This is a genomic window from Niveispirillum sp. FG156 (assembly GCF_057809555.1).
On the sequence record NZ_JBMDKE010000010.1, the window covers coordinates 114741 to 130897 of the forward strand.

Below are 16157 nucleotides of genomic sequence, written 5' to 3' on the forward strand. Positions count from 1 at the left end.
CAGAGGAGCAGGCGCCTTCAGGCGATCAATCGGTGAACTTGTTGTTCCGGGGGAAGCCGGTGGGCGGTAGCTTGCCCTGGGTGCCACGGAAGGCAACCCAGCCGGACAGTTCGGGCATCGTGACGCTACGGATGCGGCCTTCGGCCCCGCCCATCTTCCAGGACAGACCGTCGGCCAAGTTGAAGGTCTTCACATCCGACAGGCTGGCATCCTTGTATTTCTGCAAGGCCACGCCCTTGCCGCGCGTCATCAGCGGCAGTTCTTCCAGCTTGAAGACCAGCAGCTTGCGGTTATTGCCGATGACGGCCACGGCATCGCCCTCCACCGGTAGCACCAAGGCCGCAACCCCGCCATCAGACGGGTTCAGGACCTGTTTGCCGGCGCGGGTCTGGGCCACCACCTCGTCGGCTTCCACCTGGAAGCCACGGCCATCGCTGCTGGCCACGATCAGTTTCTGGCCCGGCACATGCGCGAACAGGGCCACAATCTCCGCCTCGCCGAAATCGGCCATCAGGCGCACCGGTTCGCCGAACCCGCGCCCGCGCGGCAGCTTGTCCGCCCCCAGCGTGTAGAATTTGCCGTTGGAGGCAAAGACCAGCAGCTTGTCCGTGGTCTGCACGCGCAGCACAAACCGCTCCTGATCGCCATCCTTGTACTTGGCGTCCAACACTTCCGCCGGGGTCAGGTGACGGGACACGGCACGTATCCAGCCCTTTTCCGACAGGAAGACGGTCAACGGCTCCCGCTCAATCATCGCCTCGACCGGCACCACGATGTCGGCGGGCGCGTCGCCCACCTCCGTCCGGCGTTCGCCCAGCGCCGTGGAGCGACCGAATTTCTTATCCATCTGCTGCACTTCAGCGCGGATGGATTTCCAGCGCTTGCCCTCATCCTCCAGCAGTTCGGTCAGCTTCGACTTCTCTGCCGACAGGGCATCATGTTCCTTCTTGATCTCGAACTCTTCCAGGCGGCGCAGGGACCGCAGCCGCATGTTCAAGATGGCTTCGGCCTGAACATCGGTCAGCTTGAAGGTCCGCATCAGGTCCTTCTTGGGCTCATCCTCCTCGCGGATGATACGGATGACCTCGTCCAGGTTCAGGTACGCGATCAGGTAACCGCCCAGCACCTCCAGCCGATGCTCAATCTCCGCCAGACGGAAGCGGGAACGGCGGATCAGCACGTCCTGGCGGTGGGCCAGGAAAGCGTTCAGCACCTCATGCAGATTCATGACGCGCGGAATGGTGCCGCCATCCAGCACATTCATGTTCAGGCTGAAACGGATTTCCAGGTCCGTGTTGCGGAACAGCTGTTCCATCAGGACCGCAGGATCGACATTCCGGCTCTTGGGAATCAGGATCAGGCGGATATCCTCCGCCGATTCGTCGCGCACATCGTCCAGCAGCGGCAGTTTGCGTTCGGCCAGCAGCTCCGCGATCTTTTCCACCAGACGCGATTTCTGCACCTGATACGGGATTTCGGTAACCACCACCTGCCAGGTACCCTGGCCCAGCGCCTCCTTGGTCCAGCGGGCGCGCAGGCGGAAGGCGCCACGGCCCGTGCGATAGGCCTCGATAATGTTGGCACGGGCCTCCACCAGCATGCCGCCCGTCGGGAAATCCGGCCCGCGCACCCAGCTGACCAGCTCATCCACCGTCACGGGCCGGCGCTTTTCCGGGGCCGGCAGCAGTTCGCGTTCGATGATCAGGTTTAGCGCGCCACAAATCTCGCCGACATTATGCGGCGGAATGCTGGTCGCCATGCCGACCGCGATGCCGGCGGACCCATTGGCCAGCAGATTGGGGAAGGCTGCCGGCAAGACCACCGGTTCCTGCCCGTCACCATCATAGGTGGGGCGGAAATCGGTCGCATCCTCGTCCAGGCCCTGCATCAGGGCCTTGGCGACCTCCGTCAGCTTGGCCTCGGTATATCGCATGGCGGCGGCGTTATCGCCGTCGATATTGCCGAAATTCCCCTGGCCTTCGACCAGCGGATAGCGGCTGGCGAAATCCTGCGCCAAACGGACCAGTGCGTCATAAACGGACTGGTCACCATGGGGGTGAAACTTGCCGATCACGTCGCCGACCACACGCGCCGACTTTTTCGGCATCGTGTTGGGGTCCAGCTTCAACTGGCTCATCGCGAACAGAATGCGCCGATGCACCGGCTTCAACCCGTCGCGCACATCGGGCAGCGAACGGGAGACGATGGTGGAAAGCGCATAGGACAGGTAGCGTTCGCCGAGGGCTTCGGCCAGTCGCTTGTCCAGGATTTCATAGGCGGCGTCGGTCATGCCCTATCCATACCAGATGTGGTAAGGCCATGGGTACTGGCTTCTATACTGGCCTTTGGGGATAGGGGCTATGGCTGGCGACCGGCATAGAGCAGGCGTTCGATGATCACCCGGTCGCCGGCAATGCGAAAGTAAACAGTTACACGCCGTTCAAAACCAACCCGACGAAGACCTGGATACAAATCCGAGCAAGCGTGACCGCGATGGGGGAATGTTCTGAAGCCCAGGCAGTAAGACCTCAAACGCTGAATATAATTTACGGCAACCAAAGGCCCACGGTCATCGGTAATTATACCCAGCAAGACAGAGGCGTCTTGCTGTGCTTTGGCCGAAAAGACGACCGAAAAGGTCTTTATCATGGCATCCGGGCGAGAAGTTCCGCTTCTAACTCGCGGAAAACATCCTCCATATCCTTCAACGAAGACGGATCACGTTCAGACTCTTCAATTGCCGGCAGGACCTGCGCGCGCAGCCATGCAGGGTCCGCGTCGGCGAAGGGACCGAGATCGGTGTCATCAATCTCAATGGCTGGCTTGCCGTCCATGATATGCCCGCCTCACACAGGTTGATGACAAGAGGATAACATCGCGCACCCGCCCTGTCACCCTCTCCCCCTCCCCATCACTTGATCGGGTTCGGCCCCGGAAAGGCGGCGCGCAGGGCCGGCAGGGCGGCGGGGTGGTAGACGGAATGGTGACGTTCGCCGGGCAAATCCTGGAAATCCCAGGTGAGGCCCGCCGGCGCTCCCGCCTTCAACGCCGCCATCACCCGGTCCAGGCCGCCGCGCATGCCCCCGCCCTCGTTGCCGATGGCCAGATGCAGGCTGCGCGTGCCGGGCTTCTGCGCCTTCAGAAGGTCGGCGGCCTGATAGGACAGGGCCTCCTTGTTCCACCACAAAGACGGGCTGATGGCGATGTAATGGCTGAACATATCCGGCTGGCGCAGGAAAGTTTCCAGGATGAACAGGCCGGCCAGGCTTTCGCCAATCACGCCGGTTTCGCCATCGGTGCGGAAGTTCTTATTGATGAACGGTTTCAACTCCGCACCCAGGAAGCGGCGGAAATTGTCGGCCCCGCCATGGGTGGGCAGTTCCTTGATATCCAGCGGGTCCTGGGAGGGGGAGGTCAGGTCGCGCTTGCGGTCCGTGCCCTCAATCCCCACCAGGATCACTTCCCTGGTGACGCCGTTCAGTTCGCCCAACTGCACCAGACCCGCAATATGGAACCAATCCTCCTTGGTGCCGCCATCGATCAAATACAGCACCGGGTAGCTGCGCTTGCCATCGGCGTAAGAGGCGGGCAGCAGTACATTGATGCGCCGCTTTTCCTTCAGGACCGCGGAGTCCAGGCTGTAGCCGGTGCCGAACTGTATCGCCTCACTGGCGCCAAGGCCGGGCGCATCCGCCGCCTTTACCGATAGCGGGGCGAGAATGCAGGCGGCCAGCAGGGCCGAGGTCAGCAGCTTCTTCATTTCATATCCCGGATTGCCGTGATTTCGGTCTTCAGCGCGTCCCACAGGCGGTCGGCCAGCGCCGTCAACTCATCGCCACCATAAGCAGACGTAAGGCCACGGCCCCAGACAGGTCCGGGCCAGGCGGGATCGTCGCGGCGGCGTGCAATGACATGCATGTGCAGCTGCGATACGACATTGCCCAGCGCGCCGGTATTGATCTTATCCGGCTGGAACAACCGCTCCAGCACACGGGCCGCAGCAGAGGTCTCCCGCGTCAGCAGCACCTGATCGGCGGGCGACAGGCGATGGATTTCCACCGCCCCCACCCGGCGCGGCACCAGGATCAGCCAGGGGAACAGGCGATTGCGCATCAACAGCACGCGCGACAAGGGCCAGTCACCCAGTGTGACCGTGTCCGCCGCCAGACGCGCATCCAGATCGAAGCCGGTTTCCATCACCTTCCCCTGCCCTGCCATTCTGCCCGGTCTATACCAAGATGGGCCGCCTGCGCTATGCTCAGCCCTGTCACAACGGATGGCCATTGCGCTTTTCACAAAAATAACAGAAACGGCTGCCAGAGATTGACCCGCCGCCATTCCTGGCGGTCGGTGTTCCAGGGGCAAGACAGGAACGATGGGCAAGATTTTGAAGATGCGGGCTTCGGCTTGGGGTGTGCTGTTGCTGCTGGTCCTGGGCAATATCGGGGCCTGGGCCCTGTCCAACCGCCCCACGACGCCCGAGAAACTGTGGTCGGGCACGATATCCGGCGTCGCCTTCAGCCCCTATCAGGAACATCAGAATCCGCAGGATGGCCGGCATCCGTCGCGTTCAGATATTGAGCGCGATGTGGCCGTCGTCGCCCCCTTCGTCCGCTCCATCCGCACCTATACGGCCACCGATGGGCTGGAGGTGACGCCGGAGATCGCGGCCAGATACGACCTGGACGTGACCGCCGGCGCCTGGATTTCCGGCGATCTGGGCAAGAACGAGCAGGAGATCAACTCCCTGGTCCGCCTGACCCGCGCCAACAAGAACGTGACGCGCGTCATGGTCGGCAATGAGGTGATGTATCGCGGCGATCTGGAGGTTGAGGCGCTGATCGACTATGTCCAGCGCGTGAAGCGGCAGATGGATGTCCCCGTCTCCACCGCCGAGCCGCCCTATGTCTGGATCAAATATCCCGAGCTGGCGCAGGCCGTCGATTACATCACCATCCACCTGCTGCCCTATTGGGAGAAGGTGCCCATCGAACAGGCCATGGAGCAGGTGCGCCGTGGCTATGACGAGGTGCGGGCCAAGTACCCTGACAAGCATATCCTGATCGGCGAAGCCGGCTGGCCGTCGGACGGCCCCTATCGCGGCGGCGCCCAGGCCAGCCTGGTCAATCAGGCGCAGTTCATCCGCAACTTCCTGAACCTGGCCGGTGAGAACCGCTGGGACTATTACATCATGGAAGGCTTCGACCAGCCCTGGAAGCGGGAAATCGGCGGCGAGGCGGAAGCCAACTGGGGCATCTGGGACACCCATCGCCAGATGAAGTTCCCCATGGAAGGCGGCGTGTTCGAGGTGCCGGGCTGGCCCGTGCTGTGTGCCATCGCCACGCTTCTGGCCTTCATCCCCATGTTCTGGTTCGTGCTGGCGCGCGATGACCTGAAGCCCGCCGGGCAGTTATTCTATGGCGCCCTGATCCAGGGGATTGCCTCGGGTCTGGTCTGGACCGCGACGGAGGCGATGACCACGGGCATGAACACCCTGTCCTTCGTGGCCTTCCTGATCCTGATCTGTGCGCAGATATTGCTGCTGATCGTGGTTCTGATCGACGGGCTGGAACTGACCGAGGTGGTGTGGACCGACCGCTGGAAGCGCAAGTTCAATCCGGTGAAGGTCAATACCAGCGGCTATTACCCCAAGGTCTCCATCCATGTGCCCTGCTATAACGAGCCGGCACATATGGTGATTGAGACGCTGAACGCGCTGGCGAAGATGGATTATCCCAACTTCGAAGTGCTGGTGATCGACAACAACACCAAGGATGAGGAAGTCTGGAAGCCGCTGGAGGCGCATTGCGCCAAGCTGGGCCCGCATTTCCGCTTCTTCCATCTGGCGAAATGGCCGGGATATAAGGCCGGCGCCCTGAATTTCGGTCTGGCGGTCACCGCCCCGGATGCCGAGGTGGTGGGCGTCATCGACAGCGACTATCAGGTCACGCCGGACTGGCTGTCCTCCACCATCCCCTATTTCGAGAGCCAGAAGGTCGCCTTCGTCCAGAGCCCGCAGGATTACCGCGACTGGCACATCCATCCCTTCCACCGGATGATCAACTGGGAATACCAGGGCTTCTTCCATATCGGCATGGTCCAGCGGAACGAGCGCAACGCCATCATCCAGCATGGCACCATGACCCTGATCCGCACCTCCATCCTCAAGCGCGTGGGCTGGTGGGCCGAATGGTGCATCTGTGAAGATGCGGAACTGGGCCTGCGCCTGTTCGAGGAGGGTCTGGAAAGCGTCTATATGCCCGACAGCTTCGGCAAGGGCCTCGTGCCCGACAGCTTCGCCGGGTACAAGACGCAACGCTTCCGCTGGGCCTATGGTGCCGTCCAGATCATCAAGCGGCATTGGCGGGAATTCCTGCCCAGCGGCAAGACCCTGACCTTTGGGCAGAAGTACCATTTCGTCACCGGCTGGCTGCCCTGGTTTGCCGATGCGGCCCATATGCTGTTCGTGGTGGGTGGCGTGTTCTGGTCCCTGGGCCTGCTTTTCGCCCCGCGCTATTTCGAGTTCCCGCCCACCGTCTTTATCATGCCGACCCTGGGCGTGTTCTTCTTCAAGGTGGCGTGCGGCCTGTGGCTCTATGCGGCACGGGTGAAGTGCGGCTTCCTGGACAAGGTGAATGCCGCCGTGGCCGGCATGGCCCTGACCCACACGGTGGGCCGGGCGGTATGGACGGGTCTTTTCACCGAAGGCCGCCCGTTCGTGCGCACGCCCAAATGCGAGGATCAGCCAGCCCTGATCCAGGGCTTCCTGCATGCCAAGGAAGAGGTCATGCTGATGCTGGCCCTCTGGGTCACGGCCTTCGCCGTGGGCTGGAAGGAAGGCGGCGACAATCGCGACGCCTATATCTGGTCGGCCATGCTGGTGGTCCAGTCCCTGCCCTATATCGCCGCATTGGCTGTCGCCACCATCAACGGCCTGCCCATGCCCAAGCAGGAAGAGGGACCGGCGGCGGCGGAGTAAGGGCGCTACCGCCGCACCTTGCCCATGGGCTGCATAAACATCATCGCTTGCAACCAACCAGCGTCACATTCAAGATGATGCCGGTGTTGCCGGGGAGGTGTTTTTGCGTTCCGCTCTGCTTGTGATGTCGCTCCTGTTTCTGGTGCTGCCGGTCGGTGCCAGCGCTGAACAACCTGCCGCCGCCAAATCCCCTGACGCCTGCACCCTGGCGAACACGGAGTTCTGCGGGCTGTGGGAGCTATCCTCGACCCGAGTGGGCGGCGGCGATCTGACGATCCTGGGGGATCGGCTGTCCTGGGAGAATGGGGATCGGGCGGCGTGCATCGTAATTGATGAGAGCGAACAGAAAGGCAAGCGCTTCTCAGCATTGCGGTGCAAATTGACTTTCAATGACGGCTCCATAATGGACCCTGTCTTCTATCTGATACATGCGCACAAAAGGCCAAGTGGCTTGTTCCTGGTTTCAGAAGACCATGCCGATTGTTTGTTCGCGGGGTGGTATCGGATGCTGATAGCCAATGATTTCAGGGTAACGGATACTGGTTTGAGTTGTGGTGGACTGTCGACAATCCCCTATTTTCGGCCCGGACCCTGATTTCAAACGCCGCCCGACCTTGCTATCGCCACGGCCTGCTTAAACAACGCCACCGTGCTTGAGTTCCGACGTGCGTTGACATCCACACGGTGGCTTTCAGCGGCGGCCTTTTCCCAATCGCGGGTAGAAACGGCAGCGAACAATGAGGGCCATTTGGCCACCGTGAATTTCGTACCGCCAATATTGTAGATCATGTCCATGAGGGCCACCTTTGCCGGGGCCGGAAGGGAGTTGAAGCCGGCGAACTTGGCGTTCAGTTCCCGCTGGAAGGCGGCAAGGTCCCGCTCCGCCCTCTGTTGTCTTTCTATTTGGGGAAGGCGCAAGTTTGTGACGCCCCGATAATGCGCGGCAGGCAAATTCAATGTTTGCCGGCCCTGTGCCGCCGCTTCCTCCATTTTTGCGGCGATATACCGGGTCAACTTGTTATAGCCATCCTGTATTTCTGCGGCACTGGCCATGCGCCCATTCTCACCCCCGATCCGCCAGGGTAAGACCAGGAAAGTGGCTTCCCGGCTCACATTCGTGCCTATACCGACAGTCAAAACACCCTTGGTGTCGCCATAGGGATGAGCAACGTCCTCTTCAAATTCACGAAGGCCGTCCACAACGAGCTTCTCCCATGGTTCAGACAAGGGATGCTGAGGTGGGTTCGCAGATGTGCCCGCCGGTCTCTCCTCCTCGGGCACCATCACGGCCCAACACCGGCAATAGGTCTCCTCACCTGGCCAGAGATGGTCCTTTCACAAAAAGCGACGCCCCTGCCGCTTGATATGGGAAGGGCGGACGCGGTCATCCTCCATGGTCATCCAGATATAGGATTCTTCATCATCAGGCGGTTTGTAGGCAGGCGTCGGACAAGGCCTGCCATGTGACGTCACCGGGCCCGACCTCGCCTGTTTCCGGCAAACCTGCCTGCTTCTGGAAAGCCTTCAGCGCATCGAAAAGGGCGGGGTCAGCAAAGCGGGTCATGCCAACTTCCTTCGCCGGCACATAAAGCCCCAAGCGGTTGAGCATATGTTTGGCTGTCAGAATGTCGTCAGGATCGGGGCTGCTGTTTCGCGCGATGATGCTTGCAATCACCATTTCCATGACGTTACTCCCAATTTTTGACCCGCATAGCGGCAGATCAAGCCCGAAATTGGAGTGTAGTCACTTCACAATGCGAAATTCAAGGATTTAGATCCTATTTTATCAACTACGATCAGCATTAGCGGATCGGATCGCCCTTTTTTATTCCGCCGCCACACCACGGAAGAACCGATCCCACCAGCCGCCACCGGGGCAGGTCAGGCCGTTTTCCGCCGAACAGCCGCTGCGCGTGAAGGCCACCGTGGAGACGCGGCCCAGGACACGTTCCAGGGGGACGTAGCCGACATCGTTCAAGAAGCGGCTGTCGCCGGAATTGTCGCGATTATCGCCGGCCATGAACAGATGGCCGTCGGGCACCCGATATTCCGGGGTGTTGTCGGCCATGCCGCTGTCAGTCTGCTCCAGGATCAGGTGGCGGCGGCCACCGGGCAGGGTTTCCAGATATTCGGTGGCAGTGACGATGGCCCCGGATTGGGCGCGGTAGGTGATGTCGCGCACCTTCTCCCGCGCCACCAACTCGCCATTGATATAGAGACGGCCCTGCACCCATTGCAGCCGGTCACCGGGCAGGCCGACCACCCGCTTGACCAGATCATTCTCTTCCCGCGCCTTGCGGAAAACGACGATGTCGCCACGCGCCGGCAGGGCTCTGAACACGCGGCCGGACCCGAAGGGCAAGGGGATGAAGGGCGTGGAGAAGCGGCTGTAGCCATAGGGATATTTGGCCGCATAGAACTGATCACCCACGGTCAGGGTGGGCAGCATGCTTTCGGAGGGAACGTAGAAGCCCTGATAGAGGAAGGTGTTCACCACCAGCACGACACCGGCGAAGGTGGCGATGGAACCGGCCCATTCACGGGCCTTCGACTTCACCGCCGCCGTCGTGCCCGCCTCCCCCGTCATCAGTCTGCCGCCACCCAGCGGAACAGGCGGTCGGACCAGCCGCCGCCGGGGCAGATCAAGCCATCTTCCGCCGTGCAGGATTTGCGGGCAAAAGCCACCATGGAGACGCGACCCAGGACCCGTTCGACGGGGATATAGCCGACCTGACGCAGATAGCGGCTGTCCTGCGAGTTATCGCGATTATCACCCATCATGAACAGGTGGCCTTCGGGCACCTTATATTCTGGCGTGTTGTCGGCAAAGCCGTCATCGCGCTGTTCGATGATCAGGTGCTTGCGGCCATTGGGCAGGGTTTCGGTATATTCGGTGACCTGCACCACCATGCCGCCATTGTCGCGGTAGGAATAGTCGCGGTTCTTTTCGCGCGGCACCACCTGCCCATTGATATAGAGCAGGCCGTCGCGCACCTGGATCGTGTCGCCGGGCAGGCCGATGACACGCTTCACATAATCTTCCTCCGTCGTCGGCAGGCGGAAGACCACGATGTCGCCGCGTTCGGGCATGATGTCCGGGAAGCGGGTCGCGCCGCCGAAAGGCACCGGCACGAAGCTGGTGGAGAAGCGGCTGTAGCCATAGGCGTATTTGGCCGCATAGAACTGATCCCCCACCTTCAAGGTGGGCAGCATGCTTTCCGATGGGACGTGGAAACCCGCAAACAGCAGCGTATTGATGACGAGATAGAAGCCGGCGACGAAACCGATCAGACCCGCCCATTCCTTAACAACTGCGCGCAAAGCCATCACTCCTCACGGAAAACGCTGCCGACACCATGCCCGCCGGCCTGTTTGCGGTCAATCACCACCCTGAATGTCAGGGGTGGGGCCAATTTACGCGGTGGCTTCCTCTGCCGCCGCGTCCCCTTCCACTGCCGCTTCCTCTGCTGCCGCTTCCTCCACCGGGGCATCGGCCCGGCGTTCCAGGACGGCGGCGAAGAAGCCATCGGTATCGTGGCGCAGCGGCGTCAGGCGCAGCATGTCGGTGGTCACCGGCGGCTTGCCCCAGGCAGCGGGCCAGGCGGTGGCGACCGGCACCAGGGTGAAGTCTGGATGCGACGCCAGGAATGCCTCCACTTGGCCTTCATTTTCCTCCCGCAGGACGGAGCAGGTGGCATAGACGACGCGGCCACCGGGGCGGACCAGACGGGCCGCACTGTCCAGGATGCTGGCCTGCAACGGCAAGAGTTCGATCAGGCCCGGCCCCAGGGGGCGCCAGCGGCTGTCGGGATTGCGGCGCCAGGTGCCGGTGCCCGAACAGGGCGCGTCCACGACCACGCGATCGAACTTGCCCTTATGCCGCTTCACCCAAGGGTCGCGTTCGGTCTTGATGGCGCGGGTTTCAATATTGTGCAGGCCGGCGCGGCGGAACCGCTCCTTCGCGCGGGTCAGGCGGCCTTCCAGCACGTCGGTCGCCACCACGCGGCCCTTGTTCTCCATCATGGCGGCAATGGCCAGCGTCTTACCACCAGCCCCGGCGCAGAAATCAACGACCTGCATGCCGGGCCGGGCATCGGCCATGAAGGCCACCAGCTGCGAACCTTCATCCTGGATCTCGATCATGCCCGACTTATAGGCATCCAGCGCCATGACGGGCGCACGACCGGCCAGACGCAGGCCCACGGGCGACAGGTCGGTGGGCGTGGCCTTGATCCCGGCATCGGCCAGGGCTTTCATGGCATCCTCGCGCGTGCCCTTCACCGGGTTGACGCGCAGGTCCAGCGGCGCCTCACCCAGCATGCCCGACGCCTCGGCCAGGAAACGCTCACCAAAGGTGGCGCGCATCGACGCTTCGGCCCATTCCGGCACCTCGGCCTGGACGGCTTCCGGCTGATCGGGATGGCTCAGGGTGCGTGTGTCGAGCGCGCGGATCAGCTTGCGTTCGCGGTCCGACAGGGGGGCGGGCGCGAACTTGGCCCCGTTGAACAGGCCGGCAACGGCATCGGCGGTACGACCGCCAGCCAGGATGCAATCGGCAATCACCAGGGCGCGCGGATCGGGCATGTGGTTCACCCGCTCCAGCCACCAATGCAGCCGCGCCCAATGGCGCATGACGCCATAGACCAGCGACGCGATCTCGCCGCGATCCTTGGCACCGATATAGCGGCGGGCGCGGAAAAAGGCGCTGGTGACCGCATCGGCCGGACGCGGGGTGTCCATCACCTCGGCAAGCAGGTCGGTGGCGGTAGCCAAACGGGCGGCGGGGGTCATGGCGTGTCTTCTCGATACTGTCGGCGCTGGTAAAGCCGGCGACTATAGGGCCGGGAGGTCCCTGGTGGAAGTGCCGGGCTGCCATGGCTGCCCCTCCCGTGCGGGTGGGGTGGGGGTGGTGTGGTTCCCTCACCCTCCCAAATGTTGGAACGGCTTCACGTTGACGGAAAACGCTCCCTATCGTCATCCCGGCGAAAGCCGGGACCCAGCGAGAGGCGCGATCAGCGCCGATATGACTCTCGTCGCGGCAGACGCCGCTATACGCTGGGTCCCGGCTTTCGCCGGGATGACGAGGAAAGCGCGAGGCCGGTCAAAAGAGATTCTCTCCAACGCGTTCACCCCCACCCTCAATACCCCTCCTCCTTCTTCGACCAGCGGGGCTGTGAAACATTGTGCACCGGCCTTTCTTCCCGGTTGCACAGGTCCATGGGCAGTTTGTCACCCCAGGCCAGCCAGCGGGCGCGCATGGTCCAGCGGGCCGCCGACAGGCCGGGTGCGCCATCAACCCCGTCGGCCAAGGGCAGGCTGTTATGGAGAATCCAGAACAGCAGCCGCACCGCCGGACGCGCGCGCAGGCGGTAGGAGCCGCGCTTCAGACGCAGCGAGGGACCGTCATGGAGCGGGGCCGGCGGGGCCGATGCCTTCACCTTGCCGCGCGGACGGTTGCGCCAGCGCAATTCCTTTGGAAAGTCCGGCAGTGGATCGCCCGATTGTCCCATTGGATCGGCGTTGAGGGGCGGCAGTGCCGGCACCGGGTCCGGGGCAAGGCCGGCAGCGGGGCTGGCTTCGGGCGTCATATCGGGAACCGGGTCCGGGATGGTGTCCGCCAGATCAGGATTGAAGGGTTCGGGGGCGGGATCGGGAAGCAGCGGCGGCGCGCAGGCGGTGATGGCACCGGCGGGCAGGATTGGACCCCGGCGGCGGGGCGCGGACGGGGGTGGAGCCGGTAGCGAGGGTTCGGGAACGGGCAAGGGCACCTTCGTGCCCGGCGGTGCCGACAGATCGGCCCTGATCCCGGCCTCCACGTCCAGTGCCGTCATCCAGCCATCGGGGATGCGGGCATAGCCGGGCTTGGGCGGCTTTTCCGCCTGTTGCAGCAGTTCGGCCCCCAAACCCAGCCGGTCGGCAGCCCAGAGCGTGGCGCGCATGTTGCCGTCGGCAATGGCGCGGTACAGCGTATCGACGACCAGTTCGCGCATGGCCACGAAGCGGCTATCCGCCTCCCGCCGCATCAGGGCGCGTTCTTCGGCCACGCGGCGGCGCAGATTGTGCGATTGGGACAGCGCCCGCCAGATGGTGGTGCGCGACAGCTTGTAATGTTCGGCGATCTTGATGATCGGCACGCCGGCCGCCAGATGGAAGGCGATCTTGGCCCAGGTCACCTCATCCGCCTTTCGGGATTTATATCCTTCCAGCAGATGTCCGCAATCGGCGAAGCTAACATCCTCCGTAAAGGGGCGGACATGGCGGTCGGACGAACCGCGCCACCAGGCCTCCGCCTGTTCCTGCGCCGTCAGGGTGGGATGGTCGGTGTCGTAGGGGTTGTGGCTGAGCGAGGGCATGGGGCGGCTCCGGCTTGAGGGGGACCATGATCCTAGCGGTTTATGGGATTATATTCCATAGTGGTGGTGGTGGGAGGGTGAGGGAGCCACGCCCGCCACATCCCCCCTTGCCCCCACTGCCCGCCCCGCCTATTTTGACACCGGTTTCCAACTTGTCATACAAGTTCAAGGGAGGATGAAGATGCGGTACTGGATGATCCCGGCCCTGGCGGCCCTGATGCTGTCGGCCCCGGTGGCGATGGCGGAACGCATTTTCATCGCGGGTGACAGCACCGCCGCCAATTATGGAACCGACCGCTATCCGCAGATGGGCTGGGGCATGGTGCTGGCCTGTAATCTGGACGGGTCGGTGGCGGTGGAGAACCGGGCCATGGGCGGGCGCAGCACCAAGAGCTTCATCGCCGAGGGGCGGTTCGATGCCATCGCCAAGGATATTGCCGCCGGCGATACGCTGCTGATCCAGTTCGGGCATAATGATGCCAATCAGGCGAAGGAGGAGCGGTATACGCCCCTGCCCGATTTCCGCGTCAATCTGCTGCGTTTCATCTCCATGGCGCGAGAAAAGGGCGCGCAGGCGGTCCTGCTGACACCCGTCGCGCGGCGCAGTTTCAAGGAAGATGGCAGCATCAATGACAGTTTCCCCACCTATGCCGAAGTGACGCGGGCGGTAGCGCGGGAGACGGCGACGCCGCTGATCGACCTGGGCTATGACAGCCGCGTCTATGTCCATGGGCTGGGCGCCGAACCGGCCAAGGCCTATTTCCTGTATTACAGCAAGGAACAGGCCCAGGCCGCCGGCTATACACGCTGGCCCGATGGCATCACCGATGACACGCATTTCAGCGAGATCGGCGCGCGGGCCATGGCGTCGCTGGTGGCGGCCCGGCTGAAGGAACTGAACCTGCCGGTTTCCGCGCATGTGACACCGCGCCCGGCAGCCAACCCGCCCAGCCTGGGTGGCCCCACCTGCCCGTAATCATCTGATCGCCTTCGCTGTTGCCCCCCGCCTGCGTTTCCCCTACATTCAAACAAACGTTTGAGAAGCGACCGGCACGATCCGGCGCGAGCATCCGGGAGGGAATGATCATGGTGGGACGCCTGCAGGACAAGATCGTCCTGATCACGGGGGGCGCTTCGGGCATCGGGCTGGCCACGGCACGGGCCGCCCTGCGCGAAGGCGCCAAGGTGGTGGTTACCGATCGCAATGTGCAGGGCGGCGAGGCGGCGGTGGCCGAACTGGGCGACGGGATCGAGTTCCTGGCCCAGGACGTGACCAAGGAAGATCGCTGGATCGAGGTGATCGGGCATGTCGTGCAGAAATATGGCCGGCTGGACGGTCTGGTGAACAATGCCGGCTGCGGGTCGCTGCATAATATCGAGGATGAGACGCTGGAAGGCTGGCGCTTTGTCCATGCGGTGAATGTGGAGAGCACGTTCCTGGGCTGCAAATACGCCATCAAGGCCATGAAGCAGACGGGCGGCGGCTCCATCGTCAATGTCTCTTCCGTCGCGGGCCTGCTGGGTGCGGCGGATCTGGCGGCCTATTGCTCCGCCAAGGGGGCCGTGCGGCTGCTGACCAAGTCGACGGCGAAATGGTGCGCGCAGCAGAATTACAATATCCGCTGCAACTCCATCCACCCGTCGTTCCTGTACACGCCGATGGTACAGCAGATGATCGACGCAGCCCCCGATTCTGAAAAGATGCGTCGCCGGTTGGAGCGCACGGCCCCGCTGGGCCGCATGGGCAAGCCGGAGGATGCGGCCAATGTCGTGCTGTTCCTGCTGTCGGATGAAAGCCCGTTCATCACCGGGGCCGAATATGCCATCGATGGCGGAACGACGGCTTAGTGAGGGGGCGATGCGCGAGGCCCTATATAACCGCCTTCCCGGCGACAAGCCGGGACCCAGGGGCCAAGCGCACACCATCTCCACAGCTTTGACCCATGCAGCGTTGACCTCTGATCCTGTGGCCCCTGGGTCCCGGCTTGTCGCCGGGATGACGATGAGGGGGCGGCTTCCAAGGAGACTATCCCATGACCGTTCATCCCCTGTTCGACCTGTCCGGCAAGGTGGCGCTGATCACCGGCTCCTCACGCGGGATCGGCAAGTCCATCGCCCAGGAATATGCCCGCGCCGGGGCCAAGGTGGTGATCTCCTCGCGCAAGATCGATGCCTGCGATCTGGTGCGGGACGAGATCATTGCGGCAGGTGGCGAGGCGATTTCGGTCGCCTGCAATATCGGCCGCAAGGAGGATTTGCAGGCCCTGGTCGATGCCACGCTGGCGCAGTGGGGCCGCATCGACATCCTGGTCGCCAACGCCGCCATCAACCCCGTCTATGGCCCGCTGGCCAGCGTCAGCGATGATGCCTGGGACAAGATCATGGGGTCGAACCTGCGCAGCACCTGGCAGCTGTGCAACATGGTGATCCCCGGCATGGCGGAGCGCAAGGACGGGTCGGTGATCATCCTGTCCTCCATCGCCGGCCTGCGCGGCAATCCGGTGATCGGCGCCTATGGCGTGTCCAAGGCGGCGGAAGCGGCCCTGGTCCGTAATCTGGCCGTCGAGCATGGCCGCGCCAATATCCGCGTCAACGGCATCGCGCCCGGCATCGTGGAAACGGATTTCGCCAAGGCCCTGACCGACAATCCCGATATCGCCAAGGCCATCATGCGCCGCGCCCCCCTGGGCCGGTTCGGCAAGCCGGAGGAGATTGCGGGCGTGGCCCTGATGCTGGCGGCCCCCGCCGGTGCCTTCGTCACGGGGCAGTTGCTGGTGGCCGATGGCGGTGCGACCATCGCCGATCCCACGATCCTGTAAGCGGGG

Annotated in this window: 16 protein-coding genes; 5 read left to right on the forward strand and 11 right to left on the reverse strand. The window is 63.1% G+C overall.

Features of this window, described 5'->3' with window-relative positions; genetic code table 11:
* Positions 1-25: 25 nt before the first annotated feature.
* The 5 genes from parC to ACODSP_RS08485 form a co-directional block, all read right to left on the reverse strand.
* Positions 26-2290 carry a DNA topoisomerase IV subunit A gene (parC, locus tag ACODSP_RS08465; protein ID WP_488965170.1) on the reverse strand — a complete coding sequence of 755 codons (2265 nt, stop codon included), beginning with the start codon at positions 2288-2290 and terminating at the stop codon, positions 26-28.
* A gap of 68 nt (positions 2291-2358) precedes the next feature.
* Entirely contained in the window at positions 2359-2649 is a 291-nt protein-coding gene (locus ACODSP_RS08470) for a type II toxin-antitoxin system RelE/ParE family toxin (protein WP_488965171.1), read from the reverse strand.
* Positions 2646-2834, reverse strand: coding sequence for a hypothetical protein (locus ACODSP_RS08475; RefSeq protein WP_488965172.1), 189 nt, complete (start codon positions 2832-2834; stop codon positions 2646-2648). Before ACODSP_RS08475 ends, ACODSP_RS08470 begins: the two co-directional genes overlap by 4 nt.
* A gap of 77 nt (positions 2835-2911) precedes the next feature.
* Positions 2912-3760, reverse strand: a complete 849-nt coding sequence (locus tag ACODSP_RS08480; RefSeq protein ID WP_488965173.1) for an alpha/beta hydrolase — start codon at positions 3758-3760, stop codon at positions 2912-2914.
* Positions 3757-4197, reverse strand: coding sequence for an HIT domain-containing protein (locus tag ACODSP_RS08485; protein WP_488965174.1), 441 nt, complete (start codon positions 4195-4197; stop codon positions 3757-3759). Before ACODSP_RS08485 ends, ACODSP_RS08480 begins: the two co-directional genes overlap by 4 nt.
* A gap of 196 nt (positions 4198-4393) precedes the next feature.
* On the opposite strand from ACODSP_RS08485, the gene ACODSP_RS08490 reads away from it, so the two are divergent.
* Together ACODSP_RS08490 and ACODSP_RS08495 are read left to right on the forward strand one after the other, a co-directional pair.
* Positions 4394-6979: a glycosyltransferase gene (locus ACODSP_RS08490; protein ID WP_488965175.1), complete on the forward strand. Its 2586-nt coding sequence runs from the start codon at positions 4394-4396 to the stop codon at positions 6977-6979.
* A gap of 103 nt (positions 6980-7082) precedes the next feature.
* Positions 7083-7574, forward strand: coding sequence for a hypothetical protein (locus ACODSP_RS08495; protein WP_488965176.1), 492 nt, complete (start codon positions 7083-7085; stop codon positions 7572-7574).
* 2 nt (positions 7575-7576) lie between these two features.
* Here ACODSP_RS08495 and ACODSP_RS08500 read toward each other — a convergent pair whose 3' ends face one another.
* The 6 genes from ACODSP_RS08500 to ACODSP_RS08525 all read right to left on the reverse strand — a co-directional run bounded on the left by ACODSP_RS08500 (position 7577) and on the right by ACODSP_RS08525 (position 13332).
* Positions 7577-8179, reverse strand: coding sequence for a lysozyme family protein (locus ACODSP_RS08500; protein ID WP_488965177.1), 603 nt, complete (start codon positions 8177-8179; stop codon positions 7577-7579).
* Positions 8180-8402: 223 nt separating this feature from the next.
* Positions 8403-8663: a peptidoglycan-binding domain-containing protein gene (locus ACODSP_RS08505; RefSeq protein ID WP_488965178.1), complete on the reverse strand. Its 261-nt coding sequence runs from the start codon at positions 8661-8663 to the stop codon at positions 8403-8405.
* Between the two features lie 141 nt (positions 8664-8804).
* The gene (gene lepB / locus ACODSP_RS08510) at positions 8805-9566 is read right to left on the reverse strand and encodes a signal peptidase I (RefSeq protein ID WP_488965179.1); all 762 of its coding nucleotides are present in this window, start codon (positions 9564-9566) and stop codon (positions 8805-8807) included.
* On the reverse strand, positions 9566-10306 hold the full coding sequence (gene lepB / locus ACODSP_RS08515) for a signal peptidase I (protein ID WP_488965180.1): 741 nt from the start codon (positions 10304-10306) through the stop codon (positions 9566-9568). Before lepB (ACODSP_RS08515) ends, lepB (ACODSP_RS08510) begins: the two co-directional genes overlap by 1 nt.
* 87 nt (positions 10307-10393) lie before the next feature.
* The gene (locus ACODSP_RS08520; protein ID WP_488965181.1) at positions 10394-11770 is read right to left on the reverse strand and encodes an RsmB/NOP family class I SAM-dependent RNA methyltransferase; all 1377 of its coding nucleotides are present in this window, start codon (positions 11768-11770) and stop codon (positions 10394-10396) included.
* A gap of 347 nt (positions 11771-12117) precedes the next feature.
* The gene (locus ACODSP_RS08525) at positions 12118-13332 is read right to left on the reverse strand and encodes a hypothetical protein (RefSeq protein WP_488965182.1); all 1215 of its coding nucleotides are present in this window, start codon (positions 13330-13332) and stop codon (positions 12118-12120) included.
* Positions 13333-13513: 181 nt separating this feature from the next.
* Here ACODSP_RS08525 and ACODSP_RS08530 point away from each other — a divergent pair, with 181 nt between their 5' ends.
* The 3 genes from ACODSP_RS08530 to ACODSP_RS08540 all read left to right on the forward strand — a co-directional run bounded on the left by ACODSP_RS08530 (position 13514) and on the right by ACODSP_RS08540 (position 16151).
* On the forward strand, positions 13514-14308 hold the full coding sequence (locus ACODSP_RS08530; RefSeq protein WP_488965183.1) for a rhamnogalacturonan acetylesterase: 795 nt from the start codon (positions 13514-13516) through the stop codon (positions 14306-14308).
* A gap of 110 nt (positions 14309-14418) precedes the next feature.
* A complete protein-coding gene (locus ACODSP_RS08535) occupies positions 14419-15180 on the forward strand; it encodes a glucose 1-dehydrogenase (protein WP_488965184.1) in 762 nt (253 codons plus the stop codon).
* A 185-nt stretch (positions 15181-15365) separates the two neighbouring features.
* Positions 15366-16151, forward strand: a complete 786-nt coding sequence (locus ACODSP_RS08540) for an SDR family NAD(P)-dependent oxidoreductase (RefSeq protein WP_488965185.1) — start codon at positions 15366-15368, stop codon at positions 16149-16151.
* Positions 16152-16157: the final 6 nt, after the last annotated feature.

Bases quoted from the DNA above. Each gene is read 5' to 3' on its own strand.
- parC (WP_488965170.1), bottom strand. From the start codon at position 2,290: ATGACCGACGCCGCCTATGAAATCCTGGACAAGCGACTGGCCGAAGCC.
- ACODSP_RS08470 (WP_488965171.1), bottom strand. From the start codon at position 2,649: ATGATAAAGACCTTTTCGGTCGTCTTTTCGGCCAAAGCACAGCAAGAC.
- ACODSP_RS08475 (WP_488965172.1), bottom strand. From the start codon at position 2,834: ATGGACGGCAAGCCAGCCATTGAGATTGATGACACCGATCTCGGTCCC.
- ACODSP_RS08480 (WP_488965173.1), bottom strand. From the start codon at position 3,760: ATGAAGAAGCTGCTGACCTCGGCCCTGCTGGCCGCCTGCATTCTCGCC.
- ACODSP_RS08485 (WP_488965174.1), bottom strand. From the start codon at position 4,197: ATGGAAACCGGCTTCGATCTGGATGCGCGTCTGGCGGCGGACACGGTC.
- ACODSP_RS08490 (WP_488965175.1), top strand. From the start codon at position 4,394: ATGCGGGCTTCGGCTTGGGGTGTGCTGTTGCTGCTGGTCCTGGGCAAT.
- ACODSP_RS08505 (WP_488965178.1), bottom strand. From the start codon at position 8,663: ATGGAAATGGTGATTGCAAGCATCATCGCGCGAAACAGCAGCCCCGAT.
- lepB (WP_488965179.1), bottom strand. From the start codon at position 9,566: ATGACGGGGGAGGCGGGCACGACGGCGGCGGTGAAGTCGAAGGCCCGT.
- lepB (WP_488965180.1), bottom strand. From the start codon at position 10,306: ATGGCTTTGCGCGCAGTTGTTAAGGAATGGGCGGGTCTGATCGGTTTC.
- ACODSP_RS08520 (WP_488965181.1), bottom strand. From the start codon at position 11,770: ATGACCCCCGCCGCCCGTTTGGCTACCGCCACCGACCTGCTTGCCGAG.
- ACODSP_RS08525 (WP_488965182.1), bottom strand. From the start codon at position 13,332: ATGCCCTCGCTCAGCCACAACCCCTACGACACCGACCATCCCACCCTG.
- ACODSP_RS08530 (WP_488965183.1), top strand. From the start codon at position 13,514: ATGCGGTACTGGATGATCCCGGCCCTGGCGGCCCTGATGCTGTCGGCC.
- ACODSP_RS08535 (WP_488965184.1), top strand. From the start codon at position 14,419: ATGGTGGGACGCCTGCAGGACAAGATCGTCCTGATCACGGGGGGCGCT.
- ACODSP_RS08540 (WP_488965185.1), top strand. From the start codon at position 15,366: ATGACCGTTCATCCCCTGTTCGACCTGTCCGGCAAGGTGGCGCTGATC.